This is a genomic window from Cupriavidus alkaliphilus, from assembly GCF_900094595.1.
Taxonomy (GTDB): domain Bacteria; phylum Pseudomonadota; class Gammaproteobacteria; order Burkholderiales; family Burkholderiaceae; genus Cupriavidus; species Cupriavidus alkaliphilus.
The window spans coordinates 102,234-129,023 of the sequence record NZ_FMAD01000002.1 but is presented as its reverse complement, the minus strand read 5'-3'; the positions used below and the strand labels follow the sequence as shown (position 1 = coordinate 129,023).

Below are 26,790 nucleotides of genomic sequence, written 5' to 3'. Positions count from 1 at the left end.
CGTGTGGATTCGGGGTCGGGCTGGTTGCCGGTGGGCGGCAATGGTCGGGTCCGCTGGTGGCCGGACAACCCCGGAAACCGAAGTTGGGTATATTAACAGGTTTGCTCCTTCGCGCTTCCCGGGTCACCTGGCCATGCCGGCTGCCCCCGAGAGGTGCGCCCGGGCGCGCATTCCGGCCGGGGCGGCCCGCCTGGCGACGACTTTTCGGCATATGGAAGAAATCAAGATCCGTGGGGCGCGTACCCACAACCTGAAGAACATCAATCTCGACCTGCCGCGCAACCGGCTGATCGTGATCACGGGTCTGTCCGGTTCGGGCAAGTCCTCGCTGGCCTTCGACACGCTCTATGCCGAGGGCCAGCGCCGCTACGTGGAATCGCTCTCCGCCTACGCCCGCCAGTTCCTGCAGCTGATGGAGAAGCCGGATGTCGACCTGATCGAAGGGCTGTCGCCGGCGATTTCGATCGAGCAGAAGGCCACCAGCCACAACCCGCGCTCGACCGTCGGCACCGTCACCGAGATCCACGACTACCTGCGCCTGCTGTACGCGCGCGCCGGCACCCCCTACTGCCCCGACCACAACCTGCCGCTGCAGGCGCAGAGCGTGTCGCAGATGGTCGACGCGGCGCTGGCGCTGCCGGAAGACACCAAGCTGATGATCCTGGCGCCGGTGGTGGTCGACCGCAAGGGCGAGCACTCGGACCTGTTCGACAGCATGCAGGCGCAGGGTTTCGTGCGCTTTCGCATCCGCTCGGGCGGCGGCACCGCGCATGAGGCGCAGGCCCGGGTCTACGAGGTCGACGCGCTGCCCAAGCTGAAGAAAACCGAGAAGCACAGCATCGACGTGGTGGTCGACCGCGTCAAGGTGCGCGCCGACATCAAGCAGCGCCTGGCCGAGTCGTTCGAGACTGCGCTGCGGCTGGCCGACGGCCGCGCGCTGGCACTGGAGATGGACAGCGGCAAGGAGCACACCTTCAGCTCGCGCTTTGCCTGCCCGATCTGCTCGTACTCGCTGCAGGAGCTGGAGCCGCGGCTGTTCTCGTTCAACAACCCGATGGGCGCGTGCCCGAGCTGCGACGGGCTGGGGCAGATCACGTTCTTCGATCCGAAGCGCGTGGTGGCATTCCCTAACCTGTCGCTGGCGTCGGGCGCGATCAAGGGCTGGGACCGCCGCAACCAGTTCTACTTCCAGATGCTGCAAAGCCTGGCGGCGTACTACGACTTCGACACCGAGACCGCGTTCGAGGCCCTGCCGGAGAACGTGCAGCAGGTGGTGCTGCACGGCTCGGGCGAGCAGGAAATCCCGTTCACCTACATCAACGAACGCGGCCGCACCACGGTGCGCGAGCATGTGTTCGAAGGGATCATCCCCAACCTGGAACGCCGCTACCGCGAGACCGATTCGGTCGCGGTGCGCGAGGAACTGGCCAAGTACCAGAACAACCAGCCCTGCCCGGCCTGCCACGGCACCCGGCTGCGCACCGAGGCGCGCCATGTCAAGCTGGGCGACGGCGAGCAGGCGCGCGCGATCTTCGAGATCAACGGCTGGCCGCTGCGCGATGCGCTGACCTACTTCCTGACGCTGGACATGCACGGCGCCAAGCGCGAGATCGCCGACAAGATCGTCAAGGAGATCACCGCGCGGCTGAACTTCCTCAACAACGTCGGGCTGGACTACCTGTCGCTGGAGCGCAGCGCCGATACGCTGTCCGGCGGCGAGGCCCAGCGCATCCGGCTGGCGTCGCAGATCGGCTCGGGCCTGACCGGCGTGATGTACGTGCTGGACGAGCCCTCGATCGGCCTGCACCAGCGCGACAACGACCGCCTGATCGGCACGCTCAAGCACCTGCGCGATATCGGCAACTCGGTGCTGGTGGTCGAGCATGATGAAGACATGATCCGCGCCTGCGACTACGTGGTCGACATTGGCCCGGGCGCGGGCGTGCACGGCGGCATGATCGTGGCCGAGGGCACGCCGCGGCAGATCGAGGATTCGCCGGCATCGCTGACCGGGCAGTACCTGTCGGGCCAGCGCCGCATCGAAGTGCCGAAGCAGCGCGCCGCCCCGGATGAAGAGCGGCTGCTGCGTATCGTCAACGCCAGCGGCAACAACCTGCGCAACGTCACCGCCGAGGTGCCGGTGGGCCTGCTGACCTGCATCACCGGCGTGTCCGGCTCGGGCAAGTCGACGCTGATCAACGACACGCTCTACCACGCGGTGGCGCGCCACCTGTACGGCTCGACCCCGGAGCCGGCGGCGCACGACCGCATCGAGGGGCTGGAGCATTTCGACAAGGTCATCAACGTCGACCAGAGCCCGATCGGCCGCACCCCGCGTTCCAACCCGGCCACCTACACCGGCCTGTTCACGCCGATCCGCGAGCTGTTCGCCGGCGTGCCGTCGGCCAAGGAGCGTGGCTACGACCCGGGCCGCTTCTCGTTCAACGTCAAGGGCGGGCGCTGCGAATCGTGCCAGGGCGACGGCGTGCTCAAGGTCGAGATGCACTTCCTGCCCGACGTGTACGTGCCCTGCGACGTCTGCCACGGCAAGCGCTACAACCGCGAGACGCTGGAGGTGCTGTACAAGGGCAAGAACATCTCCGAGGTGCTCGACCTGACCGTCGAGCAGGCGCACGAGTTCTTCAGCGCGGTGCCGGTGGTGCGGCGCAAGCTGCAGACGCTGCTTGACGTGGGCCTGGGCTATATCCGGCTGGGACAATCGGCGACCACGCTGTCCGGCGGCGAAGCGCAGCGCGTCAAGCTGTCGCTGGAGCTGTCCAAGCGCGATACCGGGCGCACGCTCTACATCCTGGACGAGCCCACCACCGGGCTGCACTTCCACGATATCGAACTGCTGCTCAAGGTCATCCACAAGCTGCGCGACCAGGGCAATACCGTCGTCATCATCGAGCACAACCTCGACGTCATCAAGACCGCCGACTGGCTGATCGACATGGGGCCGGAGGGCGGCGCCGGTGGCGGCCAGGTGATCGCGCGGGGCACGCCGGAGGCCGTGGCGAAGAGCAAGGCGAGCTTTACGGGGAAGTATCTGGCGCCGCTGCTCAAGCGTGCGTGAAGCGGGAACCGTCCGGCGGGCCGCGGCTCAATCCAGCCCGGCGGCCGGCAACACGCGCGTGCGCCGCGCCGTCCCACCCAGCGGCAATTCGATCACCACACCCCCTCCGCTGTCGGCACCATGCCCGGTCAGCGCGGTGATCACCACCTGGTGCGTGACCATCAGGTAAGGCCCGCCGCGCGGGTCGAGACCGTCGATCAGCCGCGACAGCTGCGCGACCTGCGCGTCGCGGCGCTGCGCATCCGCGCCGAAGAATGAATTGAGCAGCGGCTGCACCTGCACCGGTCCGAGCCCGATCAGCCGCGCGGTGTCCTGGCAGCGGCACCAGGCGCTGCTCCACACCTGCGTCGGCCGGAAGCCGGCCGCCTTCCAGCTCGCTCCCAGCCGCGCCGCCTGCTCGCGTCCGCGCGCGTCGAGGTTGCGCTGGGTGGCGCAATCCGCCAGCCGGAACCCGGGCGGATCGCCCACGCCCGGCGCGCTGGCATGGCGCAGCACCACCACGACATTCGGGTGCCGCAGTTCGGTCACCGCGATCTCGCGCTGTGATGCCGGAGCGACCTGCGCGGCGGCAAGCGTCGGGGCGATGGCAAGCAGGGCAAGCCATCTGCAAGAGGCGGGCATGGGCGGCTCCTCCGGTGGTGGGCCAACCCATCCGGTATAGCAGGCGCCGGCTTGCTTTCGCTATCTCGCGCCCTACCATGAAGCGGACGGCGACACCCATCGCACAGGAGCCCCGCCATGGAACTGACGGTCGTACCGGTCACCAAGCCGGAAGCCACCAACTTTATCTTCGGCCAGTCGCATTTCATCAAGACCGTGGAAGACCTGCACGAGGCGCTGGTGGGCACGGTCCCCGGCATCCGCTTCGGGCTGGCCTTCTGCGAGGCCTCGGGCAAGCGGCTGGTGCGCTGGTCAGGCACCGACGAGCACCTGATCGACATGGCCTGCGAGAACGCGCGCGCCATCGGCGCGGGCCACAGCTTCCTGATCTTCCTGGGCGACGGCTTCTTCCCGGTGAACGTGCTGGGCGCGGTGCGCGCGGTGCCGGAGGTATGCCGGATCTACTGCGCGACCGCGAACCCGACGCAGGTGATCGTGGCGCAGACCGATGCTGGGCGCGGCGTGGTGGGAGTGATCGACGGCGCTTCGCCGCTGGGGATCGAGACCGAGGCGGATGTGGCGGAACGAAAAGAGCTGTTGCGCAAGTTCGGCTACAAGCTGTAGCCGATCCGCTCAGGGCCGCGCTGCCTCTACGGTCGAGACCGGCGGCACATCGTCTTCCTTCATCCGGCTGCGGTTGAGCACGCCGGCCTGCTCCAGCACCGGATAGGCAGTGGCGCAGAACAGCGAGTTCAGCCGCTTCAGCTCGCTGATCACGTCCAGGTGCAGCGAGCTGGTCTCGATGCTTTCCGCGGTCTGCACCGCCACGCGCTGCAAATGGGTGCGCGCGTACTTGCGCTCCAGTTCGCGGAAGTTGGCCTTCTCCGCCATCAGCGCCTGCGCGCTCTTCAGGTCGCCGTTGAGAAACACCGACAGGCCCAGGCGCAGGTTGGCGACCAGGCGCGCGTGCATCTCGGCGATCTCCTGCATGCCGGCCTCGGAGAACATCAGGTTGTGGGCAATCTTCTTGTCCTTGGTATCGAGCAGGATGCGCTCGATGATATCGCCCGCGTGTTCCAGGTTGATGGTGAGCGAGATAATCTCGGTCCAGCGCTGGCCGTCGCGCTCGTCCAGCGCTTCCAGGCTGATGCGGGTCAGGTAAAGCTTGATCGCGGTGTAGAGGTCGTCGACCTCGTTGTCGATGCGGCAGGTGGCGGTGGCCAGCTTGGCGTCGTTGGTGCGCAGCACGCGCAGCATGTTGTCGAGCATCTGCTCGATGCGGTCGCCGATGCGCAGCACTTCGCGCGCGGCGTTGGACAGCGCCAGCGTGGGCGTCGACAGCGCGGCGGTATCGAGATGGCGCGGCGTGACCTGGCTGTCGCCGGTATTGCGTCCCGGCAGCACTTTTTCGCACAGGCGCGCCAGCGGCGCGGTGGCGCCGAGCAGCAGCACCGCCAGCGCGACGTTGAACAGCAGGTGGAAGTTGACGATCAGCCGTTGCGGCTCATGATCGACCAGCGCCAGCAGTTCCTCGGCCTGGCCCAGCAGAGGCAGCGCGATCAGGCAGCCGAGCAGGCGCGACAGCAGGTTGCCCAGCGTCACGCGCTTGCCCGGCTGGTTGTTGCCCGAGGTGGTCAGCAGCGCCGAGACGCCCGAGCCCAGATTGGCCCCCAGCACCAGCGCCAGCGCCACGTGGATCGACACCACCCCGGCCGAGGCCAGCGCGCCGCAGAACAGCACCACGGCCAGGCTGGAATAGCACAGGATGGTCAGGAACGCGCCCACCAGCATGTCGAGGCCCGAATCGCCGGTCAGCGAGGCGAACAGCACCTTGACGCCGGCGGCCTGCACCACCGGCCGCGTCGCGATCGAGATCAGTTCCAGCGCCAGCGTGATCAGGCCCAGGCCGATCAGCACGCGGCCGACGTGGCCGGGCTTGCTGCCCTTCCAGGTCAGGTGGCAGATCACGCCGACGAAGATCAGCAGGGGCGACAGCCATGACAGGTCCAGCGAGAACACCTGCACCATCAGCGCGGTGCCGACGTTGGCGCCCAGCATGATCGCCAGCGCCGGCGCGACGGCGATCAGGCCCTGGCCGACGAAGGAGCTGACGATGACCGCGGTGGCGTTGCTGCTCTGGACCAGACCGGTAACGCCCAGGCCGGCCAGGAAGGCGGTGAAGCGGTTGGAGACGCTGGTCGACAGCACGTGGCGCAAATTGGCGCCATAGACGCGCAGGATGCCGACCTTGACGATGTTGGTGCCCCAGACGAGCAGGGCAACGCCCGATAACAGGTGAAGGAGAACGCCCATGGTGCGCCTTTGTGTGACCGGTGCCGAATACTGACTGGAGGCTCCGCCCGGTCATCGTGTCGTTGTCAAGGGCTCATTATGCGCCCGGCCCCCGGCACCGGCAACGGCATGGGCCCCGCGCTGCGGGGCGCGGGCAACATGGCAACACCGCCTTCGGCAACCGCCGCGACGATGCGGCAGCGCAGCGCCGGCAGCGCTGCCAGGGTCCGGATCAGGGCAGCGCGACCTTGATGCCGAGCCCGACGAAGATGGCCCCGGCAGCGCGGTCCAGCCAGCGCCCGGTGGCCGGCCGCCGGCGCAGCCACGCGCCCAGCCAACCCGCGCACAGCCCGAACAGCGAGAACACCACCGCGGTCTGCAGCATGAAGACCACGCCCAGCAGCAAGAACTGCAGTCCGGGATGCGCGGCGTCGGCGCGCACGAACTGCGGCAGGAACACCAGGAAGAACAGCGTCACCTTGGGGTTCAGCATGTTGCCCAGCACACTCTGGCGGAATACGCGCGCGAGCGGCACGGCCTCGACCTCGCCGCCCTGCGCCAGCCCGCCCTTCGCACGCACCGCCTGGATGCCGATCCAGATCAGGTAGGCGGCGCCGGCGTACTTGATCAGCTGGAAGGCCAGCGGCGAAGAGCGCAGCACCGCGGCCAGCCCCACCGCGGCAATCACGGTATGGAACAGGCAGCCGACCGAAAAGCCCAGCGCCGCCACCAGCCCCGCGCGACGCCCCTGCGCCATGCCGCGCGCCAGCACCTGCAGGTTGTCCGGCCCCGGGGCCACGGTCACGGCGACGGAGGTCAGCAGGAACAGCAGCAGGTCAGGCATGAAGACTCCTTGCGTGGATCTTTACGCGGGCGCGCATCGCTCAGTGCCCCTCGAACTTGCACACGGTGAACAACGGCAACCCGGCGCCGTGCAGCAGCTTCGATCCGCCCAGCTCGGGCAGGTCGACGATGGCGGCGCCCTCCACCACCGTCGCGCCCAGGCGCTCCAGCAGCTTGCGCCCGGCCATCATGGTGCCGCCGGTGGCGATCAGGTCGTCGACCAGCAGCACGCGGTCGCCGGCCTTGCAGGCGTCGGCGTGGATCTCGACCGTGGCGCTGCCGTATTCCAGTTCGTATTCCTCGGCCACGGTCTGGAACGGCAGCTTGCCCTTCTTGCGGATCGGCACGAAGCCCAGGTTCAGCTCGTACGCGACGATCGCGCCCAGGATAAAGCCGCGCGCATCGATACCCGCGACCAGGTCGAGTTGCGCGTCCATATAGCGGTGCACGAACACGTCGATCAGCACGCGCAGGGTCTTGGGATCCTGCAGCAGCGGCGTGATGTCGCGGAACATCACGCCGGGCTGGGGCCAGTCCGGCACGGTACGGATGCGGTCGCGCAGGTAGCCGGTGACGTCGCCGAGATCGGGGGACTGGATGATGGAATCTGCCATAGGAAGTCGGGAGGATGGGCGCGCGGCGCGCCGGTCAGAAAGCGGTGGCGGCGACATGCGGGCGGCGCGGTAAGCCGGCGTGGTAACCCATTACCACCCGCGCCGCCGGGGTGCCCAGCACAATGGCCCTGCCGGCCGGACGGGCTGCCCGCGCCGGCTTGCCGCGTCCGGCACCCGCCGGACACCCGTAACCATACAGGAGACCACGATGGCAAAAAAGATTCTGATGCTGGTGGGCGACTACGCCGAAGACTACGAAACCATGGTGCCGTTCCAGGCGCTGCAGATGGTCGGCCACACCGTCGATGCCGTGTGTCCCGACAAGCGGGCGGGCGACGCGTGCGCCACCGCGGTCCACGATTTCGAGGGCGACCAGACCTACAGCGAGAAGCGCGGCCACAACTTCACCCTCAATGCCACCTTTGCCGAGATCGACCCGGCCGGCTACGACGCGCTGGTCATCCCCGGCGGCCGCGCCCCCGAATACCTGCGCCTGAACGCGCGCGTGCTGGAGATCGTGCGGCATTTCGCGCAGGCCGGCAAGCCGATTGCCGCGGTGTGCCACGGCGCCCAGCTGCTGGCGGCCGCGGGCGTGCTCGAAGGCAAGACCTGCTCCGCCTACCCGGCCTGCGCGCCGGAAGTGAAGCTGGCCGGCGGCACCTATGCCGAGATCGCCGTCGACCAGGCCCATACCGACGGCAACCTCGTCACCGCCCCGGCCTGGCCGGCGCATCCGGCCTGGCTGGCGCAGTTCCTTGCGGTGCTGGGCACGCGGATCGTACATTAGTGCTTTCCGCACGCGGCGCCCCCACGCGTGATGCATGGCTTGCCGCCCGGCCGGCCATGCACAGCCTGCCGGCCGCGCCGCTCGCCAGGGAGCCTTTCATGTGTGAAATCTTTATCCGCGCCAATCCGGCGTCTTACCAGAGCCAGTCGCGCTCGCTGCGCCTGCATGGCGCGGCCACCAGCATCCGCCTGGAAAGCCTGTTCTGGGAAGTGCTGGAAGAACTGGCGCAGCGCGACGGCATGACCGTCAACCAGCTGATCACGCGCCTGCACGACGAACTGACCGAACACCGCGGCAGCGAGGCAGTGGCGGGCAATTTCTCATCGTTCCTGCGGGTGTGCTGCCTGCGCTACCTGATGCTGCAGGGCGAGGGGCGCATCCCGGCCGATCGCGACGTCCCGATCCGCTCGCTGGACCCGCGCGCGGTGCTCGACAACCTGCCGGAATCCTGGGTCGAGCCGCGCCCACACTGAGGCTTGCTGCGGCGCCAGTTCCGGCGCTCAGCCGTTCAGGATGCGCGTCTCCGCGGCCTCCAGCGCCTCGGGCGGGCCGCGCAGCACAACGATATCGCCGGGCTCCAGCACGGTCTCGGGCTGTGGATCGAAGGCACGGATGCCGCGCCGGCGCACCGCGGTCACCTCGACCCCGATGCGGTCCAGCCCCAGCGCGCCCAGGCGCCTGCCCACCGCGGTGGATTGCGGGCCCAGCGACACCGAATGCAGCCGCACCGAGTCGCGCTCGACCATGTCCTCTTCGTCGTCGCGCCCGTGGAAGTAGCCGCGCAGCAGGCTGTAGCGCGCGTCGCGCGCCTGCTGCACGCCGCGCACCACCCGCCGCATCGGCACGCCCAGCAGCACCAGTGCGTGCGAGGCCAGCATCAGGCTGCCTTCGATGATCTCGGGCACCACCTCGGTGGCGCCGGCCTTCTGCAGCGTGTCGAGTTCGGAATCGTCGACCGTGCGCACGATCACCGGCAGCGCCGGCGCCAGCTCCTGCACATGGTGCAGCACCTTCAGCGCCGACGGCGTGTTGGCGTAGGTCACGATCACCGCGGCGGCGCGGTGCAGGCCCGCGGCGATCAGCGCCTCGCGCCGGCCCGCGTCGCCGTAGACCACGGTGTCGCCGGCGGCGGCGGCCTCGCGCACGCGGTCGGGGTCCAGGTCGAGCGCCACATAGTTGATGCCCTCGCGCTCCAGCATGTGCGCCAGGTTCTGCCCGCTGCGGCCGAAGCCGCAGATGATGGCGTGCTTCTCGGTCTGCAGGCTCTGCGCGGCGATGCGGGTCATGTTCAGCGACTGCATCAGCCATTCGTTGGCGGAAAAGCGCAGCACGATGGCGTCGCTGTACTGGATCAGAAACGGTGCCGCCAGCATCGACAGCAGCATCGACGCGAGGATTACCTGGATCAGCACCGGGTCGACCAGGTTCAGGCCGTCGATCTGGTTCAGCAGCACGAAGCCGAACTCGCCCGCCTGCGCCAGCCCCAGCCCGGTACGGATGGCCACGCCCTGGCGCGAGCCGAACGCGCGCGCCAGCGCCGCGATCAGCACCAGCTTGAACAGCACCGGCACCACCAGCAGCGCCAGCACCAGCCAGATATGGTCGAGCACCACGCGGATATTGAGCAGCATGCCGATGGTGACGAAGAACAGCCCCAGCAGCACGTCGCGGAACGGCTTGATGTCTTCCTCCACCTGGTGGCGGTAGGGCGTCTCGGAGATCAGCATGCCCGCCATGAAGGCGCCCAGCGCCATCGACAGGCCCAGCCGCTCGGTCAGCGCCGCCATGCCCAGCGTGACCAGCAGCAGGTTCAGCATGAACAGTTCCTGCGAGCGGCGCGCCGCCACCACATGGAACCAGCGGCTCATCAGGCGCTGGCCCAGGAAGAAGATCGCGCCCAGCGCCACCACGATCTTGAGCGTGGCCAGGCCTAGCGCCATGACCAGGTCGCCCGGATCGTGCGACAGTGCCGGAATCACGATCAGCAGCGGCACCACCGCCAGGTCCTGGAACAGCAGGATGCTGATGATGTTGCGCCCGTGCTCGCTTTCCAGTTCCATGCGCTCGGACAGCATCTTGGACACGATGGCGGTCGAAGACATGGCCAGGGCCCCGCCCAGCGCCACCGAGGCCTGCCACGACAACGGGAACAGCCAGTTGAAGGCCCAGCTGGCCGGCACCACCGCCAGCATCGACAGCACCACCTGCGAGCCGCCCATGCCGAACACCAGCCGCTTCATCGCGCGCAGCCTGGCCAGGCTGAATTCCAGCCCGATCGAGAACATCAGGAAGACCACGCCGAACTCGGCCAGGTACTTGGTCTGCGCGGTGTCGCTGGCCAGCCCCAGCGCATGCGGTCCGATCAGGATGCCGACGGCCAGGTAGCCCAGCATCGGCGGCAGCTGCAGCATGCGGAACGCGACCACGCCGAACACGGCGGCGGCCAGCAGCACCAGGGTCAGTTCCAGCGGAGAATGCATCAGGCGGTCAGGGTGACCGGCGAGGCGCGCGGCCGACCCGGCACGGGCACCCTGCCGGCGGAAATACGGCGAGCACGGGCGAGCGCGACGCGCGCGTTGGGTCGGCCCAGGTGCGGTCGCATTCGTTGGTATACTTCGTCGCCATGATAGCTAATTTCGATGCGGATCGAGCACTCAGGCTCGCCCGCGACACGCTCCAGACCGAAGCCGATGCGGTTTCCGCACTTTCCGGCCGCCTGAACGGCGACTTTGCCCATGCCGTGCAGCTGATCCTGCAATGCACCGGGCGCGTGGTTGTTTCGGGCATCGGCAAGTCCGGCCATATCGGCCGCAAGGTCGCGGCCACGCTCGCCTCGACCGGCACCCCCGCGTTCTTCGTGCACCCCGCCGAAGCCAGCCATGGCGACCTCGGCATGGTCACGCGCGACGACGTGCTGATCGCCTTCTCCAATTCCGGCGAGACCGGCGAGCTGCTGTCGATCATCCCGATCGTCAAGCGCATCGGCGCGCGCCTGATCTCGGTCACCGGCAATCCGGAATCCAACCTCGCCAAGCTGGCCGACGTCCACCTGGACGCGGCGGTCGAGAAGGAAGCCTGCCCGCTGAACCTGGCCCCGACCGCCAGCACCACCGCCGCGCTGGCGCTGGGCGACGCGCTCGCGGTGGCGGTGCTCGATGCGCGCGGCTTCGGCGAGGAGGACTTCGCCCGCTCGCACCCCGGCGGCGCGCTCGGCCGCAAGCTGCTGACCCACGTGCGCGACGTGATGCGTACCGGCAACGCCGTGCCCGAGGTGCGCGAAAGCACGCCGCTGGCCCAGGCGCTGATGGAAATCACGCGCAAGGGCATGGCCATGACCGCGGTGGTGGATACCGACGGGCGCGCCATCGGCGTGTTCACCGACGGTGACCTGCGCCGCCTGCTGGAAACCCCGCGCGACTGGAAGACCGTGCCGATCGGCGAGGTCATGCACCGCAACCCCCACGTGGTCAACCAGGACCAGCTGGCGGTGGAAGCCGTGCAAGTGATGGAAGCCAACCGCATCAACCAGCTGCTGGTGGTGGACGACGAAGGGCGCCTGACCGGCGCGCTGCATATCCACGACCTGACCCGCGCCAAGGTCATCTGAGCCGGCGCACCACCGACGGCACCAGCAGCACAACGCCAAGGACACCATGCAGGCACTCCTCGCCTCCCTCAGCGGCATCGTCATGCGGCTGCTGCCGCTGCTGCTGATGGCCATCGTGGCGGGCAGCACGTTCTGGCTGGTCCAGATCAACTCCCCCAAGGAAGACCAGGCCGCGCAGACCACCAAGAAGCACGAGCCGGACTACTTCATGGACCGTTTCTCGGCCACCGAGCTTGCGCCCGACGGCAGTACCAAGATCCGCTTCACCGGCGAGCGCATGGTCCATTTCGAGGACGACCAGACCTACGAGGTCACGCGCCCCGCGATGCGCGCCTACGAGCCGGACCGCCCGCCGGTGACCGCGCGCGCCGACATCGGCCGCATGAACGCCGAAGGCACGGTGATCGACCTGTACGGCAATGGCTACGTGCTGCGCCAGCAGGGCAAGGATCCGTCCAAGGATCCGCAGCTGACCGCGGCGTCGAGCTATTTCCAGCTGCTGGTCAATGACGACATCGTCAAGACCGACAAGCCGGTCAAGCTGACGCGCGGCCCTTCGGTCATGACCGCCAACGGACTCATCTTCAACAACGTCACGCGCGAAGTACAATTGCTCGGCAATGTACGCGGCACCATCATCACCGGGCCGTCCCCGGGCCGCGCGCCAGGGTCCTGAAATCCCGGTCCGGCGCAGCCGCGCGCGCGGTGCCGGCCGGCACCGCGCTGCAGCACGCGCCGAAGTCCGCGCAAACCGCACCATCACGCATCCCGACGCCCTTAAGCAACCCTGCCAACATGACCGCTTCCCTGACGACATCGTCCCGTCGACGCACCGCCCCGGCCCTGCTCGCGCTGGCCCTGGCCTTGGGCCTGCTGGCCCAGCCTGCCCTAGCCGAGCGCGCGGACCGCGACAAGCCGATGGTGCTCGAGGCGGACAACGCCAGCTATGACGATGTCAAGCAGATCTATACGCTGACCGGCAACGTGGTGCTGACCAAGGGCACCATGATCCTGAAGTCCGACGCCGCCGAGCTGCGCACCGACCCCGAGGGCTACCAGTTCGCCGTGGCCACCTCGAAGCCGGGCAAGCAGGCCTATATCCGCCAGAAGCGCGAGGGCGTCGATGAATACATCGACGGCTGGGGCGACCGCATCGAATACGACGGCAAGCAGGAATTCTCCAAGCTGATCGGCAATGCCCGCATGGCACGGCTGCAGGGCGCCAAGCTGGTCGACGAGATCCGCGGCGCGGTGCTGACCTATGACAGCCGCAAGGAACTCTATACCGCGGCGGGCGGCGGCAGCGGCGATGCCGCGGCGGCCAACCCGTCAGGCCGCGTGCGCGCGGTGCTGTCGCCGCGCCAGGACCAGAAGTCCGGCACCGCAGGCGGCTCGCCGCTGGACCTGAAGTCGGCGCCCGCGCCCGCCAACAAACCCTGACCGTACTTATGACCGATACCGCCACCATTGCCGACAAGCCTGTCGTCGAAGCCAACTCCGTCCTGCCCGGCGGCAGCACGCTGGTCGTGCGCCACCTGAAGAAGCGCTATGGCTCGCGCACGGTGGTCAAGGACGTCTCGCTCGACGTGAAGAGCGGCGAGGTGGTCGGGCTGCTCGGCCCCAACGGCGCGGGCAAGACCACGTCGTTCTACATGATCGTCGGCCTGGTGGCGCTGGACGAAGGCGACATCGTGCTCGACGGCGACCACATCAGCGGCCTGCCGATCCACGAGCGCGCGCGCATGGGCTTGTCATACCTGCCGCAGGAAGCCTCGGTGTTCCGCAAGCTCAACGTCGAGGAGAACATCCGCGCGGTGCTGGAGCTGCAGCAGGACAAGGGCAAGCCGCTGGCCAAGGCCGAGATCGAGCGCCGCCTGGATGCCCTGCTCGACGACCTGCAGATCGCGCACCTGCGCAACAATCCGGCGCTGTCGCTGTCCGGCGGCGAGCGCCGCCGCGTGGAAATCGCGCGCGCACTGGCGTCATCGCCGCGCTTCATCCTGCTGGACGAGCCCTTTGCCGGCGTGGACCCGATCGCCGTGGGCGAGATCCAGCGCATCGTCAGCTTCCTCAAGGCGCGCAATATCGGCGTGCTGATCACCGACCACAACGTGCGCGAGACGCTCGGCATCTGCGATCACGCCTACATCATCAGCGAAGGCACGGTGCTGGCCGCGGGCCAGCCCGAAGACATCATCGCCAACGACGCCGTGCGGCGCGTCTATCTGGGCGAGAACTTCCGCATGTGACAAGTCGGCGGCCCCGCACGGGCCGCCATGGCCGCATGGCGGGGAGAGCCAGCGGCGATCACGGCGCATCAGCGATAGCAATTTCCGTTCCAACATCGGAGAGATGCGCATAAAATAGGTCGCATGAAACCGTCGCTACAGCTCCGCCTCTCCCAGCACCTGGCACTGACCCCGCAGCTGCAACAGTCGATCCGGCTGCTGCAGCTTTCCACGCTGGAACTGCAGCAGGAAGTCGAACAGGCGCTGACGGAAAACCCGCTGCTCGAGCGGGAGAATGACTGGATCGAAAGCCCGCTGCGCGTGGCGGCCGATGGCTCGGTCAACGTCCAGAGCGCGCCCGCGCCCGCCCCCGCCGAGCCCCAGGGCAATGGCGACGCGCGCGCCGAAGGCGGCGCCGATGACAGCTACGGCGACAACAGCAGCGGCGACGACTACGGCAACGGCGACTGGAGCCTGGATGACTTCGCCCGCCGCCCGCAAGGCGACGAGGACGAAAAGACGCCGATGCAGCTGCGCGATGCCGAGCCCACGCTGCGCGAATACCTGATGGAGCAGCTGACACCGCTGAAGATCTCGGCGCGCGACAAGGGACTCGCCATCTTCCTGATCGAATCGCTCGATGACGATGGCTACCTTAGCGCCTCGCTCGAAGAGATCTGCGCGGAGCTGCCCGAAGAACTCGAGTTCGACCCCGACGAAGTCCACGCCATCCTGACGCTGCTGCAGAGCTTCGATCCGCCCGGCGTGGGCGCGCGCAACGCGGCCGAATGCCTGGCGCTGCAATTGCGCCGCCTGACGCACCCGCAGCGCGAACTCGCGCTGACCATCGTCACCCATCACCTGGAACTGCTTGCGGTACGGGACTACACCCGGCTGAAGAAGGCCCTGCAGGTCGATGAAGTCGCACTCAAGGCCGCGCATGACCTGATCCGCTCGCTGGCGCCCTACCCGGGCCATGCGTACAGCCGTCCGGAGGCCGATTTCGTCGTGCCCGACGTGTTCGTGCGCAAGAGCGGCGGCGGCTGGATCGCGCAACTCAATCCGGATGTGATGCCGAGGCTGCGCATCAACGATATGTATGCACAGATCCTGCGTGGCGCCAAAGGCGAGACCGGTACCGCCGGGCTGCAGCAGAAGCTGCAGGAAGCACGCTGGCTGATCAAGAATATCCAGCAAAGGTTCGACACGATCCTGCGTGTCTCGCAAGCCATTGTCGAGCGTCAAAAGAACTTTTTCACCCACGGTGAAATCGCCATGCGCCCCTTGGTTTTGCGGGAGATTGCCGATACACTGGGTTTACACGAGTCAACCATCTCCCGGGTGACGACCAATAAATATATGGCTACGCCGATGGGTACTTTCGAACTGAAGTACTTCTTCGGCAGCCACGTGTCCACCGAAACCGGTGGCGCGGCTTCATCAACGGCCATCCGCGCCTTGATCAAGCAACTGATAGGAGCCGAAGACCCGAGGAATCCCCTTTCCGACAGTCGCATCGCCGAACTGCTGGGCGAACAGGGCTTCGTTGTCGCACGCCGCACGGTCGCCAAGTATCGTGAAGCCTTGAAAATCCCCGCAGTCAATCTCCGCAAGTCTTTGTAGCCGAGCCCACCGCCTGCCTGGTGAGGCTCTTTCAGAAGGAGAAGCGCTATGAACTTCAAGATCAGTGGACACCACCTGGACATCACGCCCCCTCTGCGTGAGTACGTGGAAACGAAGCTGGAGCGAATCGTCAGGCATTTCGATCAAGTCATTGGCGTTAGCGTGCTGCTCTCTGTCGACAATCACAAGGAAAAGGACCGGCGTCAGTACGCGGAAATCAATCTGCATCTAAAGGGCAAGGACATCTTTGTCGAGGCGCATCACGAAGACCTGTATGCGGCGATCGACGCACTCGTCGACAAGCTGGACCGTCAGGTGATTCGCTACAAGGATCGCGTGCAAGGCCACGACCGCGAAGCGGTCAAGTATCAGATGGCCGCAGCGCAAATGCAGCAATAAACCCGTGCCCGGCAGCCCGCAGAGGGCTGCTGAACCAGGATTCCACAGGCAAGCCGCGCCGCGAAGCGCGGCTTTTTTGCGCCCTGGCGCTGTGCCGGCTGTGGCAGCGGAGCAAACCTTGCCACGCATGGAAGCCCGAAAGGTTCGCAAGCGCAGCGCCAAGGTGTATGCTGCGCCATACAAAGAGAGAGAAATCGTGGCCGCGCCTGCCCGCGCTGCACCGCACAATGCAAGGGTAGTCGCTGCTCTATAATGGGCCGGACGTCTTCCCCCGCGCCGGCAGCGGTCAGGGAGCCAGACGCTGCCCGGCGGAACGATCCGCCCGCTAACTGAAATCCTGCGCATCGCCCATGAATCGTTTGGCCAAATTGCTGCCACCCGGCAACATCACCCTCGACGTCAGCGTCACCAGCAAGAAACGTGTGTTCGAGCAGGCCGGGCTCCTCTTCGAGAACAACCATGGCGTGGCGCGCGCCATCGTCACCGACAACCTGTTCGCGCGCGAGTCGCTGGGCTCGACCGGACTGGGCGCCGGCGTGGCGATCCCGCATGGGCGCATCAAGGGCCTGAAGCAGCCCCTGGCCGCGTTCATGCGACTGGCCGAGCCGATTCCGTTCGAATCGCCGGACGGCAAGCCGGTTTCGCTGCTGATCTTTTTGCTGGTGCCCGAACAGGCCACGCAGCAGCACCTGGAAATCTTGTCCGAGATCGCGCAACTGCTGTCGGATCGCGACATGCGCGAGGGCCTGGCGACCCTCCCCACGCCCGATGCCGTGCACGAACTGCTGATCGCATGGCATCCCTGATCCACTGATTCCCCCGGAGCGGGCCGGCACCAGACCGGGGAAGCGCCACGCGCTTCGAACACCGCCTTACCAGCCATACCGCATGGAACTCACCGGTGTCACCTCCCAGTCAATCTTCGACGACAACGCAGCCGACCTCAAACTCTCGTGGGTCGCTGGCCTGGAGGGCGCGGACCGCGCCTTTGACGTGGAATTTGCCCGCGAAGCGACTTCCGCCGCAGACTTGGTGGGCCACCTTAACCTGATCCACCCGAACCGGATCCAGGTCCTCGGCAAGCCCGAAATCACGTACTACCAGCGCCTCGACGACGAGACCCGCAAGCGCCAGATGGGCGAGCTGATCCTGCTGGAGCCGCCGTTCCTGGTGATCGCCGACGGCATGGAGCCGCCGCCGGACCTGGAACTGCGCTGCACACGCTCGTCGACGCCGCTGTTCACCACGCCGGTGTCGTCCGCCGCGGTGATCGACCACCTGCGCCTGTACCTGTCGCGCATCTCCGCCCCGCGCGTAACCATGCACGGCGTGTTCCTCGACATCCTGGGCATGGGTGTGCTGATCATGGGCGAATCGGGCCTGGGCAAGAGCGAACTGGGCCTGGAACTGATCTCGCGCGGCCACGGGCTGGTGGCGGACGATGCGGTCGACTTCGTGCGGCTGGGGCCGGATTTCATCGAGGGCCGCTGCCCGCCGCTGCTGCAGAACCTGCTGGAAGTGCGCGGCCTGGGGCTGCTCGATATCAAGACCATCTTCGGCGAGACCGCGGTGCGGCGGAAGATGAAGATCAAGCTGGTGGTGCAGCTGGTGCGGCGCAACGACGGCGAGTTCGAGCGGCTGCCGCTGGATTCGCAGTATCTGGATGTGCTCGGTCTTCCCATCCACATGGTCAAGATCCAGGTGGCGGCCGGCCGCAACCTTGCCGTGCTGGTCGAAGCCGCCGTGCGCAACACCATCCTGCGCCTGCGCGGCATCGACACGCTGCGCGACTTCATGGACCGCCAGCGCGCAGCGATGCAGGCCGATGCCGTCTCGCGCGGGCAGGGCCGGCTGCTGTAAGCCCACGTCCGCCGCGGTTTTCAATTGCTTACAACGGCGTGGCAAGCGCTAGTCAACGTTTCTCAGGCATGCTCCGTTTTGTGCTGTAATGGGCATCACGCCCGTTACGGAAGCTGCAACGCCGACCCCGGCACACGCGGCGATAAGGTTGTCCACCCGAGGAGAGCAAGCATGAAGACCCTGATTGCAGTGTGCGCGCTGGTGACCCCGCTGTTCGCAGCCAGCGCCTTTGCGCAGACCGCCACGCCGGCCACCCCTGCTACGCCGGCCAAGCCGTCGGCCGCGGCCCCGGCAACGCCTGCCGTGCCGGCCACGCCTGCTACCCCGGCCAATCCGGACAAGCCCGCGGCCAACACCCAGCAGGACAAGATGAAGGCCTGCAACGCGCAGGCCTCCGGCAAGAAGGGCGACGAACGCAAGGCGTTCATGAAGGAATGCCTGTCGAAGTCCGGCGCGCCCAAGACCCAGCAGGAGAAAATGGCGGCCTGCAGCAAGTCGGGCAAAGGCAAGAAGGGCGACGAATACAAGGCCTACATGAAGGAATGCCTGTCGAAGGAAGCCTGAGCGCCGCCACTGGCGAAATGGCGAACAAGGATGGCGAACCGGGAGGTTCGCCATTTTTGCTGGTGTCAAACTGCTGTCATGACGCAGCCGGCACCTGATGCTATGCTTCAGTTGCTATGCGCATCATCCTCATCACCGGCATATCCGGTTCCGGCAAGTCCGTCGCACTGAACGTCCTCGAAGATGCAGGCTATTACTGCGTGGACAACCTGCCGGCGCAGTTCATCCCTGAACTGACCCGCTACCTCGACGCTCAGGGCTACACGCACCTGGGCGTGGCTACCGACATCCGCAGCCGCGAGTCGCTCGACCAGTTGCCCGACACCGTGCGCGCGCTGGCCGCCGAGCACCAGGTCGAGGTCATTTTCCTGACCGCCAGCACCGATGCCCTGGTGCAGCGCTACTCCGAGACGCGGCGCCGCCATCCGCTGTCGGCCCGCACCGACAGCGCAGCCGGCGGTGGCGGCGCCTTCAACGACACGGCGCTGATGGAAGCGATCGAGATGGAGCGCGCGCTGCTGAGCCCGCTGGCCGAGGCTGCGCACCGGATCGACACCAGCAATGTGCGCACCAATACGCTGCGCAGCTGGATCAAGGAGCTGATCCGCGACGATAGCCAGCGCCTGACACTGCTGTTCGAGTCGTTCGGCTTCAAGCACGGCGTGCCCAGCGATGCCGACATGGTGTTCGACGTGCGCTCGCTGCCCAACCCGTACTACGACCTGGCGCTGCGGCCGCTGACCGGCCGCGACATGCCGGTGATCGACTTCCTGCAGGCACAGCCGATGGTGCTGGCGATGGCCGAGGATATCCGCGCCTACGTGGAAAAGTGGCTGCCAAGCTTCATTGCCGACAACCGCAGCTACCTGACCGTGGCGATCGGCTGCACCGGCGGCCAGCATCGCTCGGTCTATATTGCCGAAAGGCTCGCCAACTATTTCCGGGCACATGGTAATGTGCTGGTCAGACACCGAGAGCTCGCACCGGCGGGCTGACGCACGCGGCATGGCACCCCGGGCTGCACGGGGCATCTGAGCGCGGCGTCGGCCTGGCGGCCCAATGCTGCGCGACCCCAAGCCTGCACCGCATGTCCTCGACCGACCTCTACCGTCCCACAGGGTCCGAAGACCCGCCACGGACGCTCGAAAACCTGCCGCTGTTCCCCCTGCACACGGTGCTGTTTCCCGGTGGACGGCTGCCGTTGCGCGTGTTCGAGGCGCGCTATGTCGACATGGTGCGCAACTGCCTGCGCGACAGCGCGCCGTTCGGCGTCTGCCTGATCGCCAGCGGCGAGGAAGTGGCCCGGCCCAACCAGCCCACCGTGCCCGAACTGGTCGGCTGCCTCGCCGAAATCGTCGACTGCAACATGGAGCAGCTGGGCGTGCTGCTGATCCGCACGCGCGGCCGCGAGCGCTTCCATATCATCAGCCACGAAACCCGCGACGACGGCCTGCTGGTGGCGCGCGCCGAGGTGCTTCCCCCCGACATCATCGACTGCAAGCTGGAACTGCTGGGCGAATGCCTGGACGCGCTGCGCCGCATCGTCACGCGGCTGCACGCCGAGCAGCCCGACCGCATGCCGTTCGACGAGCCCTACCTGTGGGACGACCCGAGCTGGGTCGCCAACCGGCTGTGCGAACTGCTCCCGGTGCCGCTGAAGGCCAAGCAGATGCTGATGGCCTTGCCCGACGCGGGCATGCGCATCGAGATCGTGCACCGCTACATGCGGCAGAACCACATGCTGTAGGGCGGCCTTTCCTCCCCGCCCTGCCCCCGCTTCAGAACAAGCCCGCCCGCGCCTGGTCCTCAAGCAGCCGGCGCACAGGCGCGGGCGTGCCCAGCGCATCGAGATCGTCGAGCGACAGCCAGCGCTGCCCGGCCGGCGTCGCGCTGTCCTGCCGCAGCACGTTCGCCTCCGCGTCGAGGTCGACCCGGATGGCGCGGATCAGCAGGCGGAAGTGCGTGAACATATGGGTCAGCTCGCCGGCCAGCACGGCGCGCGCGGGGCTGCCGAAAGCGCGCGCGTAGTCGAGCGCGCGGACCTCGGCGGCCTCCGCGTCGAAGGGAACGGTGTCGACCGGCATTTCCGGCAGGCTCCACAGGCCGCCCCAGATGCCGCTGTCCGGACGCAGGCGCAGCAGCACTTCACGCTCGCGCCGCACCAGCAGCATCACCGTGCTGCGCTCGGGGATCGCCGCGCGCGGCTTGGGCGCAGGGAGCACGCCGGTCAGGCCGTCGCGGCGCGCGACACAATCGGCGGACAGCGGGCAAGCTGCGGCATCGGCCAGGCAGGCAGGCTTGCCGCGCGAGCACACCGTCGCGCCGAGGTCCATCAGTCCCTGCGTATAGGCGACCATGTCGTCGGCCTGGTGCGGGCCAGGTGCCGGCAAGGCCAGTTCCGCGAGTTGCCACATGCGCGCTTCCACCGCGCGCTCGCCCGGATGGCCATGGATGCCGAAGCAGCGCGCGAACACCCGCTTGACGTTGCCGTCCAGGATCGGCGAACGCACCCCGGCGCTGAACGCCGCAATGGCCGCCGCGGTGGAGCGGCCGATGCCCGGCAACGTGACCAGCACCGCGGGGTCAGTGGGGAAGCGCCCGCCGTGCTCGGTGACCACTTGCATGGCGCAGCGGTGCAGGTTGCGCGCGCGCGAGTAATAGCCCAGCCCGGCCCACAGCGCCATCACCTGGTCGGCAGGCGCGGCCGCCAGATCCTGCACCGTGGGCAGTTGCGCGACGAAGCGCTGGAAGTAGTCGATCACCGCGCTGACCTGGGTCTGTTGCAGCATGATCTCGGACAGCCAGATGCGGTACGGGTCGCGGGTGTTCTGCCAGGGCAGGTCGTGCCGCCCGTGCCGGCGCTGCCACGTGACGACGCGCGCGCCGAAGTCGGGGGGCACGCAGAGGTCGTCAGGCAGGGCGGGAGCGGTACGGAGGGCTGGTTTGCGGGGCATCGGTGTGGCAACGTGGCGCGCTGACATGGGACATCGGCGCGCCAAAGAAAAAGGCGCCGCAAGGCGCGGCGCCACATGATATACCGGCCGACGAAGCCGTCGAAAGCGGCTACGCTACCGCAAGGCTGGCACTGTCCGCATCGCTCCCCGGCCGCATCAGCCGCTGGGCAAAGCCTTCGATCCGTCCGCTGCGTTCGTCCAGCCCGTTCAGCACTTCTTCCAGCTGCGCGATGCGGCTTTCCAGCGTATCGGTGGCCTCATGGATGCGCTCGATCGAATCGACGCGCCGGCGCAGCTGCTTCTGGTGTTCGCGCACCTGCGCTTCCAGCGGCGTCATCACCGACTTGAGCCAGACCTCGATGTCGCGGTTGAGGCCGCGGAAATTCTCCAGCACCCGGCTGGCCATGGTGTTGAACGCGCTTTGCACCAGCTGCGGGCGCGAGCGCGTCAGCATGCTGATCGTGCCGAAATGCGCCTGCACCAGCCGCAGCGTCTCCTGCAGTTCGGCCAGGTAGCGTTCGGCGGTGAACTGCATCGGCGCGGGCAGCGTGAAGCCGTGTTCGGCATTGAAGCGCCGGTACATGCTTTCGATCAGCTGGTGCAGCTGGCCGATCTTGTTGTCGGCATCGCTGACCAGCCCGCTCAACTGCGCGAACAATGCTTCCATGTCCTCGCGCATGCCGCGCGAAAAGAAGCGCTCCTTCATTTGCTCGCGCGCGCTGCGCATGGTGCGGCGCACGTCGCGCAATTGCAGGCTCTTGATGATGTCGGCGCTGTGCCGGCCGAAGACCAGGCGCAGCGCCTGGAACTTGCTGATGCTCTGCTCGAACTCGTCCTTCTCGCCCTGCACCCGCATCAGCATGTGCTTGACCATCGCATGGTTCTTGCCGCGCAGTCCGCGCAGCTCGAACAGCTGCTCGACGATATCGCGGCGGCGGCTCTGCAGCAGCTGCTGCGCGGCGCGCGCCATGTCCTGCACCAGCCGGTAGACTTGGTCCGAGACGATCTCGCGCCGGCGCGGAATCAGCTGGTCCGACAGCACGTGCTCGAACTCCGGCAGGCCGCTGCGCGCGAGCAGGGTGTCGTCGTGCGTGACCTTGGCCACCAGTCCCTTCTGCGCCGACACCGGATACACGCGCGATTGCTCGATGCCCAGCACCTGCGCGGTGGTCGACACCTGCCGCGCGATTTCCTGCGCGATCTCGCCCGGCTGGCGCAGCGGATCCCACAGCCCGTCGATCTTGTTGAGCACCGCCAGGCAGCCGCGCCGGTGCCCGGCGCCGACATGGCTGCGCCACAGCTCCAGGTCGCTCTTGGTCACGCCCGCGTCGGCGGCCAGCACGAACACCACCACGTGCGCATCCGGAATCAGCCGCAGCGTCAGCTCGGGTTCGGTGCCGATCGCGTTCAGCCCCGGCGTGTCGAGGATCACCAGGCCCTGGCGCAGCAGCGGATGCGGAAAATTGATGACGGCGTGGCGCCAGCGCGAGATCTCGACCATGCCCTCGGCATCGACCGCATAGGCGGCATCGGGGTCATTCTCGTGGTACAGCCCCAGCGCCTCGGCCTGCTCGGGCGGCACGCGCATGGTCTGCACCACGTGCTGGAACGCCTCGAGCATGCCCTCGGGCGACGACGGGTCCAGCGGCACCGAATGCCAGTGCGATGCCGAAGTGCCGGCCTCGATGAAGTCTGCGGTGGAGGCGTCCTGCAGGCGCGTCTCGATCGGCAGCAGGCGGATGCTGGGCGGCTCGGCCTCGTCGTAGCGCAGCTCGGTCGGGCACATGGTGGTGCGCCCCGCCGACGACGGCAGGATGCGGCGCCCATAGTCGGCAAAGAAGATGGCGTTGATCAGTTCGCTCTTGCCGCGCGAGAACTCGGCGATGAAGGCGACCTTGAGGCGGTCGCTGCGCAGCACGCTCTGGATGCGCTGCACGCGATCGTCGGCCTGCGCATCGTACAGGTCGTGCTGCTGCAGCCAGGACTGGAATTCGGCCAGTGACTGGAGGACTCCGGTTCTCCAGGCGCCGTATTGTTCGAATTGGTGGGCGAGCGTTGTCATGGACCTGTTGGGCTGGCTGGGTTTTGCCTCGGGGCCAGCCACCCTGTGCGGCATGCCCGTGTTTACGCAATGCCGGTCCGCCCCTGCCGTTCACGCGCGGCCGGCCATTTTGTAACTTTTTATGACTGCGCACACGATACAGGTTTCCACGGCGCTTTTGTGGAATTCGCGTCCCTTGGATGCCAGTGGCCCCGCCAGTGTTGCGCCGAGCCATCGACCCGCGGCAGCGGGCGGTCCCTGAAGCACTCCGCCCCCGGCGATCAGTGCTGGCAGTTGGTGCAATAGAAGGTGGAACGCTGGCCCTGCACGATCTGGCGCACCGGCTTGGCGCACACCTTGCACGGCAGGCCGGCGCGGTCGTAGACAAAGCAATCGAGCTGGAAGTAGCCGCTGGCACCGTCGCTGCCGACAAAGTCGCGCAGCGTGCTGCCGCCGCGCTCGATCGCTTGCGCCAGGGTGTCCCGCACCGCCTGCGCCAGCCGGTCGCAACGCGCGCGGCTCAGGCGCCCGGCCGGGGTGGTCGGGTGGATGCCGGCACGGAACAGGCTTTCGGACGCGTAGATGTTGCCCACCCCGACCACGATCGCGCCGGACAGCAGCACGGTCTTGATCGCGGCACTGCGACCGCGCGTATGGCGGTGCAGCCAGGCGCCGTCGAAGGCGGGATCGAATGGCTCGATGCCCAGGGTGCTCAGCAACGGATGCGACGGCAGCTCCGCCTCCGGCAGCGTGGTCCAGAGGATGGCGCCGAAGCGGCGCGGATCGCGGAAGCGCAGCACGATGGTACCCGGCTGCTGGTCCGGTGCCGCTGCCGACGCTGCGCCGGGCCCGGCTTCGAGCACCAGGTCGAAGTGGTCGTGCACGCCCGGCGGCGGCGCCTCGGGCAGGACCCGCAGCGTGCCCGTCATGCCGAGATGCACCAGCAGCCAGCCGACCGGCTGCGCCGCGTCGGCGCTGACGCATTCGAGCAGCAGATACTTGCCGCGGCGCTCGATGCGGCGCACCAGGCGCTGGGCCAGGCAGGCTTCGAGTCCGGGGTCGACCGGCCAGCGCAGGCCGCGGTGGCGTACCGTGACCGCGGCGATGCGCCGCCCCACCACATGCGGCAGCAAGCCGCGCCGGGTCACCTCGACCTCGGGCAATTCAGGCATCGAACCTCTCCGTTGGTTACCGCTCAAAACTCCTGCAGCGCCTGGCGGCACCGGCCTGCGGCGCCAAGCAGCGCATTGTAGCGGCAGGCTACAATGCCCTTATCAATGCGCAATCTCCCATCCTTCGCCAGCGCGCGCCGGAGCACTCAATACATGTCGGACCTGATGCCGGACCTGATGCCGGACTCCACGTTGCAAGCCACCGCGGGCGGCGGCCTGACCACATCGCCGGGTGCCGGCTCGCGCACGGCGCGCCGTGCCGGCACCCTGGCCCGCTGGTGGCAGGCGCCGCGACGCCATGTGCGCGCACTGGCCGCCGGCGCGCTGCTGGCAGCGGCAAGCGCCAGCTACGCGGCGCCCCCGGTCGGCGCCGGTTCGCTGCCCATGCTGCAACTGGCCGCGGCGGACACCCCGGCGGCCAAGCCCGCGCGCCCGGCACTGCCGTCGCTGGAGCTGACCGACGATATCGTCTATATGGTGCTGGCCGCCGAGATTTCCATCCAGCGCGGCCTGGTCGGCCCGGCCTACCGCACCTACCTGGAACTGGCGCGTCAGACCCGCGACCCGCGCTTCGCCCAGCGTGCCACCGAGATCGCCTTCAACGCGCGCATCCCGCAGCAGGCGCTTGACGCCGCACGTCTGTGGAAGGAAATCACCCCGACCTCGCCGGCCGCCGGCCAGGTGCTGTCGACGCTGCTGGTGCTCAACGGCCGCTGGGACGACGCCCGCCCGCTGCTGCAGCAGCAACTGGCTGCGGTGCCGGCCAGCCAGCGCGGCGATGCCATCCTGCAGCTGCAGCAGCAGCTGTCGCGTACCAGCGATCCGGCCGGCGCGGCCACGCTGCTGCAGGACCTGACCCGCAACGAAATCAAGCTCCCGGAGACCCAGCTGGCACTGGCGCGCGCGCGCGAAGTGGCCGGCGACGAGCCGGGCGCGCTGGCCGCGCTCGACCAGGCCTTGCGGTTGCGGCCGGGCTATGAAGCGGCCGCGCTGATGTCGGCCGAACTGCGCGCCGAGAAGCAGCCCGACGAAGCCGTGGCAGTGCTCAAGCGCTTCCTGGAAAAGTCGCCCGAATCGGTCAACGGCCATATCACGCTGGCGCGGCTGTACCTGCTGAAGAACGACATGCCGGCGGCCCGCCAGGAATTCGAGACGCTGCGCAGGGTGGCGCCCGCCGACCCGCGCGTGCCGCTGGCGCTGGGCCTGACCAGCCTGCAGGCCAAGAACTACGGCGAGGCCGAGCAGTACCTGCAGGAATACCTGCAGCTGGTCGAGAAACAGCCAAGCGCCAATCCCGATATCGCCTACCAATACCTGGCGCAGATCGCCGAGGAGCGCAAGGATTACGCGGGCGCGATCCGCTGGCTCGATCGCATCGAGGACATCCGCCTGGCGCCGGCGGCCACCGCCAAGCGCGCCCAGCTGCTGGCGCGCATGGGCAAGCTCGACGACGCGCAGGCACTGTTCGGCGAGATGCTCAGCGACGCCGAGGACATCTCCGATCCCACCCAGCGCTCGCAGCGCGTGACCGCCATCCGCCAGGCCGAAGTGGCCACGCTGATGGAAACCAAGGCCTACGACCGCGCCCGCAAGGTGCTGAACGACCGCATCGCGGCGGAGCCCGACAACGCCGACTGGATCTACGAGCTGGCCATGCTCGACGAGCGCCAGAAGCGCTACGCCAGCATGGAAACCGGCCTGCGTCGCGTGATTGCGCTGCAGCCGCAGCAGAAGCAGGGCTACAACGCCCTCGGCTATTCGCTGGCGGACCGCAACGAGCGCCTGCCCGAGGCGCTCAAGCTGCTGGAGCGTGCTTCCGAGCTGGGTCCGGACGATCCGTACATCATGGACAGCCTGGCCTGGGTCAAATTCCGCATGGGCGACCTGCAGCCCGCGGCCGCGCTGCTGCGCAACGCCTATGCCAAGGCCCCCGAGGCTGAAATCGGAGCGCACCTCGGCGAGGTGCTGTGGCAGCTCGGCGAACACGACGAGGCCCGCAAGACCTGGACCGAGGCCGTGCGCATCGATCCCGAGAACGAGACCCTGATCGACACGCTGCGCCGCTACAAGGTCAACGTGCAGCCGTCCAAGTAAGCCCGTGCGCCGCGGCCGGCTCGCCCCGCCCGCGGC

The 26,790-nt window shown here is 67.7% G+C and carries 25 protein-coding genes; 16 read left to right on the top strand and 9 right to left on the bottom strand.

The window, feature by feature from the left end:
- Nucleotides 1–211: 211 nt before the first annotated feature.
- Complete coding sequence (uvrA, locus tag GA0116996_RS04135) at nt 212–3,076, top strand: excinuclease ABC subunit UvrA (RefSeq protein WP_092307558.1); 2,865 nt, start codon at nt 212–214, stop codon at nt 3,074–3,076.
- A gap of 27 nt (nt 3,077–3,103) precedes the next feature.
- Here uvrA and GA0116996_RS04130 read toward each other — a convergent pair whose 3' ends face one another.
- Nucleotides 3,104–3,697 (bottom strand): histidine phosphatase family protein, encoded by a 594-nt coding sequence (locus GA0116996_RS04130; protein WP_092307556.1) that lies wholly within the window; start codon nt 3,695–3,697, stop codon nt 3,104–3,106.
- Between the two features lie 117 nt (nt 3,698–3,814).
- Between GA0116996_RS04130 and GA0116996_RS04125 the strand changes: the two genes are divergently transcribed.
- Nucleotides 3,815–4,300 (top strand): adenosine-specific kinase, encoded by a 486-nt coding sequence (locus GA0116996_RS04125; protein ID WP_092307554.1) that lies wholly within the window; start codon nt 3,815–3,817, stop codon nt 4,298–4,300.
- A 9-nt stretch (nt 4,301–4,309) separates the two neighbouring features.
- Here the strand turns inward: GA0116996_RS04125 and GA0116996_RS04120 are convergent, their stop codons facing one another.
- The 3 genes from GA0116996_RS04120 to GA0116996_RS04110 form a co-directional block, all read right to left on the bottom strand.
- The gene (locus tag GA0116996_RS04120) at nt 4,310–5,989 is read right to left on the bottom strand and encodes a Na/Pi cotransporter family protein (protein WP_092307552.1); all 1,680 of its coding nucleotides are present in this window, start codon (nt 5,987–5,989) and stop codon (nt 4,310–4,312) included.
- A gap of 211 nt (nt 5,990–6,200) precedes the next feature.
- Nucleotides 6,201–6,812: a LysE family translocator gene (locus tag GA0116996_RS04115; protein ID WP_092307550.1), complete on the bottom strand. Its 612-nt coding sequence runs from the start codon at nt 6,810–6,812 to the stop codon at nt 6,201–6,203.
- A gap of 40 nt (nt 6,813–6,852) precedes the next feature.
- Entirely contained in the window at nt 6,853–7,425 is a 573-nt protein-coding gene (locus GA0116996_RS04110) for an adenine phosphoribosyltransferase (RefSeq protein WP_092307548.1), read from the bottom strand.
- 208 nt (nt 7,426–7,633) lie between these two features.
- Between GA0116996_RS04110 and GA0116996_RS04105 the strand changes: the two genes are divergently transcribed.
- Together GA0116996_RS04105 and GA0116996_RS04100 are read left to right on the top strand one after the other, a co-directional pair.
- Nucleotides 7,634–8,212: a DJ-1/PfpI family protein gene (locus GA0116996_RS04105; protein ID WP_092307546.1), complete on the top strand. Its 579-nt coding sequence runs from the start codon at nt 7,634–7,636 to the stop codon at nt 8,210–8,212.
- Nucleotides 8,213–8,310: 98 nt separating this feature from the next.
- On the top strand, nt 8,311–8,685 hold the full coding sequence (locus GA0116996_RS04100; RefSeq protein WP_062802030.1) for a ribbon-helix-helix domain-containing protein: 375 nt from the start codon (nt 8,311–8,313) through the stop codon (nt 8,683–8,685).
- A gap of 27 nt (nt 8,686–8,712) precedes the next feature.
- On the opposite strand, the gene GA0116996_RS04095 is transcribed toward GA0116996_RS04100, so the two are convergent.
- Nucleotides 8,713–10,692, bottom strand: a complete 1,980-nt coding sequence (locus GA0116996_RS04095; protein ID WP_092307544.1) for a monovalent cation:proton antiporter family protein — start codon at nt 10,690–10,692, stop codon at nt 8,713–8,715.
- The gene (locus GA0116996_RS28210; RefSeq protein ID WP_165835130.1) at nt 10,692–10,949 is read right to left on the bottom strand and encodes a hypothetical protein; all 258 of its coding nucleotides are present in this window, start codon (nt 10,947–10,949) and stop codon (nt 10,692–10,694) included. The genes GA0116996_RS04095 and GA0116996_RS28210 overlap by 1 nt, the downstream gene beginning before the upstream one ends.
- Here GA0116996_RS28210 and GA0116996_RS04090 point away from each other — a divergent pair.
- The 11 genes from GA0116996_RS04090 to GA0116996_RS04040 all read left to right on the top strand — a co-directional run bounded on the left by GA0116996_RS04090 (nt 10,836) and on the right by GA0116996_RS04040 (nt 20,240).
- Entirely contained in the window at nt 10,836–11,819 is a 984-nt protein-coding gene (locus GA0116996_RS04090; RefSeq protein ID WP_092308376.1) for a KpsF/GutQ family sugar-phosphate isomerase, read from the top strand. The genes GA0116996_RS28210 and GA0116996_RS04090 overlap by 114 nt on opposite strands.
- 46 nt (nt 11,820–11,865) lie before the next feature.
- Nucleotides 11,866–12,495 (top strand): LPS export ABC transporter periplasmic protein LptC, encoded by a 630-nt coding sequence (lptC, locus tag GA0116996_RS04085; RefSeq protein ID WP_062796657.1) that lies wholly within the window; start codon nt 11,866–11,868, stop codon nt 12,493–12,495.
- Nucleotides 12,496–12,614: 119 nt separating this feature from the next.
- Nucleotides 12,615–13,259: a lipopolysaccharide transport periplasmic protein LptA gene (gene lptA / locus GA0116996_RS04080; protein WP_092307542.1), complete on the top strand. Its 645-nt coding sequence runs from the start codon at nt 12,615–12,617 to the stop codon at nt 13,257–13,259.
- An 8-nt stretch (nt 13,260–13,267) separates the two neighbouring features.
- Nucleotides 13,268–14,068 (top strand): LPS export ABC transporter ATP-binding protein, encoded by an 801-nt coding sequence (lptB, locus tag GA0116996_RS04075; RefSeq protein ID WP_092307540.1) that lies wholly within the window; start codon nt 13,268–13,270, stop codon nt 14,066–14,068.
- Between the two features lie 123 nt (nt 14,069–14,191).
- The gene (locus tag GA0116996_RS04070; RefSeq protein ID WP_092307538.1) at nt 14,192–15,670 is read left to right on the top strand and encodes an RNA polymerase factor sigma-54; all 1,479 of its coding nucleotides are present in this window, start codon (nt 14,192–14,194) and stop codon (nt 15,668–15,670) included.
- 48 nt (nt 15,671–15,718) lie between these two features.
- On the top strand, nt 15,719–16,069 hold the full coding sequence (hpf, locus tag GA0116996_RS04065; RefSeq protein WP_010814386.1) for a ribosome hibernation-promoting factor, HPF/YfiA family: 351 nt from the start codon (nt 15,719–15,721) through the stop codon (nt 16,067–16,069).
- Nucleotides 16,070–16,419: 350 nt separating this feature from the next.
- Nucleotides 16,420–16,875 (top strand): PTS sugar transporter subunit IIA, encoded by a 456-nt coding sequence (locus GA0116996_RS04060; RefSeq protein ID WP_018008706.1) that lies wholly within the window; start codon nt 16,420–16,422, stop codon nt 16,873–16,875.
- 82 nt (nt 16,876–16,957) lie between these two features.
- On the top strand, nt 16,958–17,929 hold the full coding sequence (hprK, locus tag GA0116996_RS04055; RefSeq protein ID WP_012351664.1) for an HPr(Ser) kinase/phosphatase: 972 nt from the start codon (nt 16,958–16,960) through the stop codon (nt 17,927–17,929).
- 171 nt (nt 17,930–18,100) lie between these two features.
- A complete protein-coding gene (locus GA0116996_RS04050; RefSeq protein ID WP_092307536.1) occupies nt 18,101–18,493 on the top strand; it encodes a PsiF family protein in 393 nt (130 codons plus the stop codon).
- Nucleotides 18,494–18,609: 116 nt separating this feature from the next.
- The gene (gene rapZ, locus GA0116996_RS04045; protein ID WP_092307534.1) at nt 18,610–19,488 is read left to right on the top strand and encodes an RNase adapter RapZ; all 879 of its coding nucleotides are present in this window, start codon (nt 18,610–18,612) and stop codon (nt 19,486–19,488) included.
- A 92-nt stretch (nt 19,489–19,580) separates the two neighbouring features.
- Nucleotides 19,581–20,240 carry an LON peptidase substrate-binding domain-containing protein gene (locus GA0116996_RS04040; protein ID WP_092307532.1) on the top strand — a complete coding sequence of 220 codons (660 nt, stop codon included), beginning with the start codon at nt 19,581–19,583 and terminating at the stop codon, nt 20,238–20,240.
- Between the two features lie 31 nt (nt 20,241–20,271).
- On the opposite strand, the gene mutY is transcribed toward GA0116996_RS04040, so the two are convergent.
- From mutY to mutM, 3 genes are all read right to left on the bottom strand, one after another.
- Nucleotides 20,272–21,447 (bottom strand): A/G-specific adenine glycosylase, encoded by a 1,176-nt coding sequence (mutY, locus tag GA0116996_RS04035; RefSeq protein ID WP_092307530.1) that lies wholly within the window; start codon nt 21,445–21,447, stop codon nt 20,272–20,274.
- A gap of 109 nt (nt 21,448–21,556) precedes the next feature.
- A complete protein-coding gene (locus tag GA0116996_RS04030) occupies nt 21,557–23,509 on the bottom strand; it encodes a dynamin family protein (RefSeq protein WP_092307528.1) in 1,953 nt (650 codons plus the stop codon).
- Nucleotides 23,510–23,769: 260 nt separating this feature from the next.
- A complete protein-coding gene (mutM, locus tag GA0116996_RS04025; protein WP_092307527.1) occupies nt 23,770–24,660 on the bottom strand; it encodes a bifunctional DNA-formamidopyrimidine glycosylase/DNA-(apurinic or apyrimidinic site) lyase in 891 nt (296 codons plus the stop codon).
- A 153-nt stretch (nt 24,661–24,813) separates the two neighbouring features.
- Here mutM and GA0116996_RS04020 point away from each other — a divergent pair, with 153 nt between their 5' ends.
- On the top strand, nt 24,814–26,754 hold the full coding sequence (locus GA0116996_RS04020; RefSeq protein ID WP_092307525.1) for a tetratricopeptide repeat protein: 1,941 nt from the start codon (nt 24,814–24,816) through the stop codon (nt 26,752–26,754).
- Nucleotides 26,755–26,790: the final 36 nt, after the last annotated feature.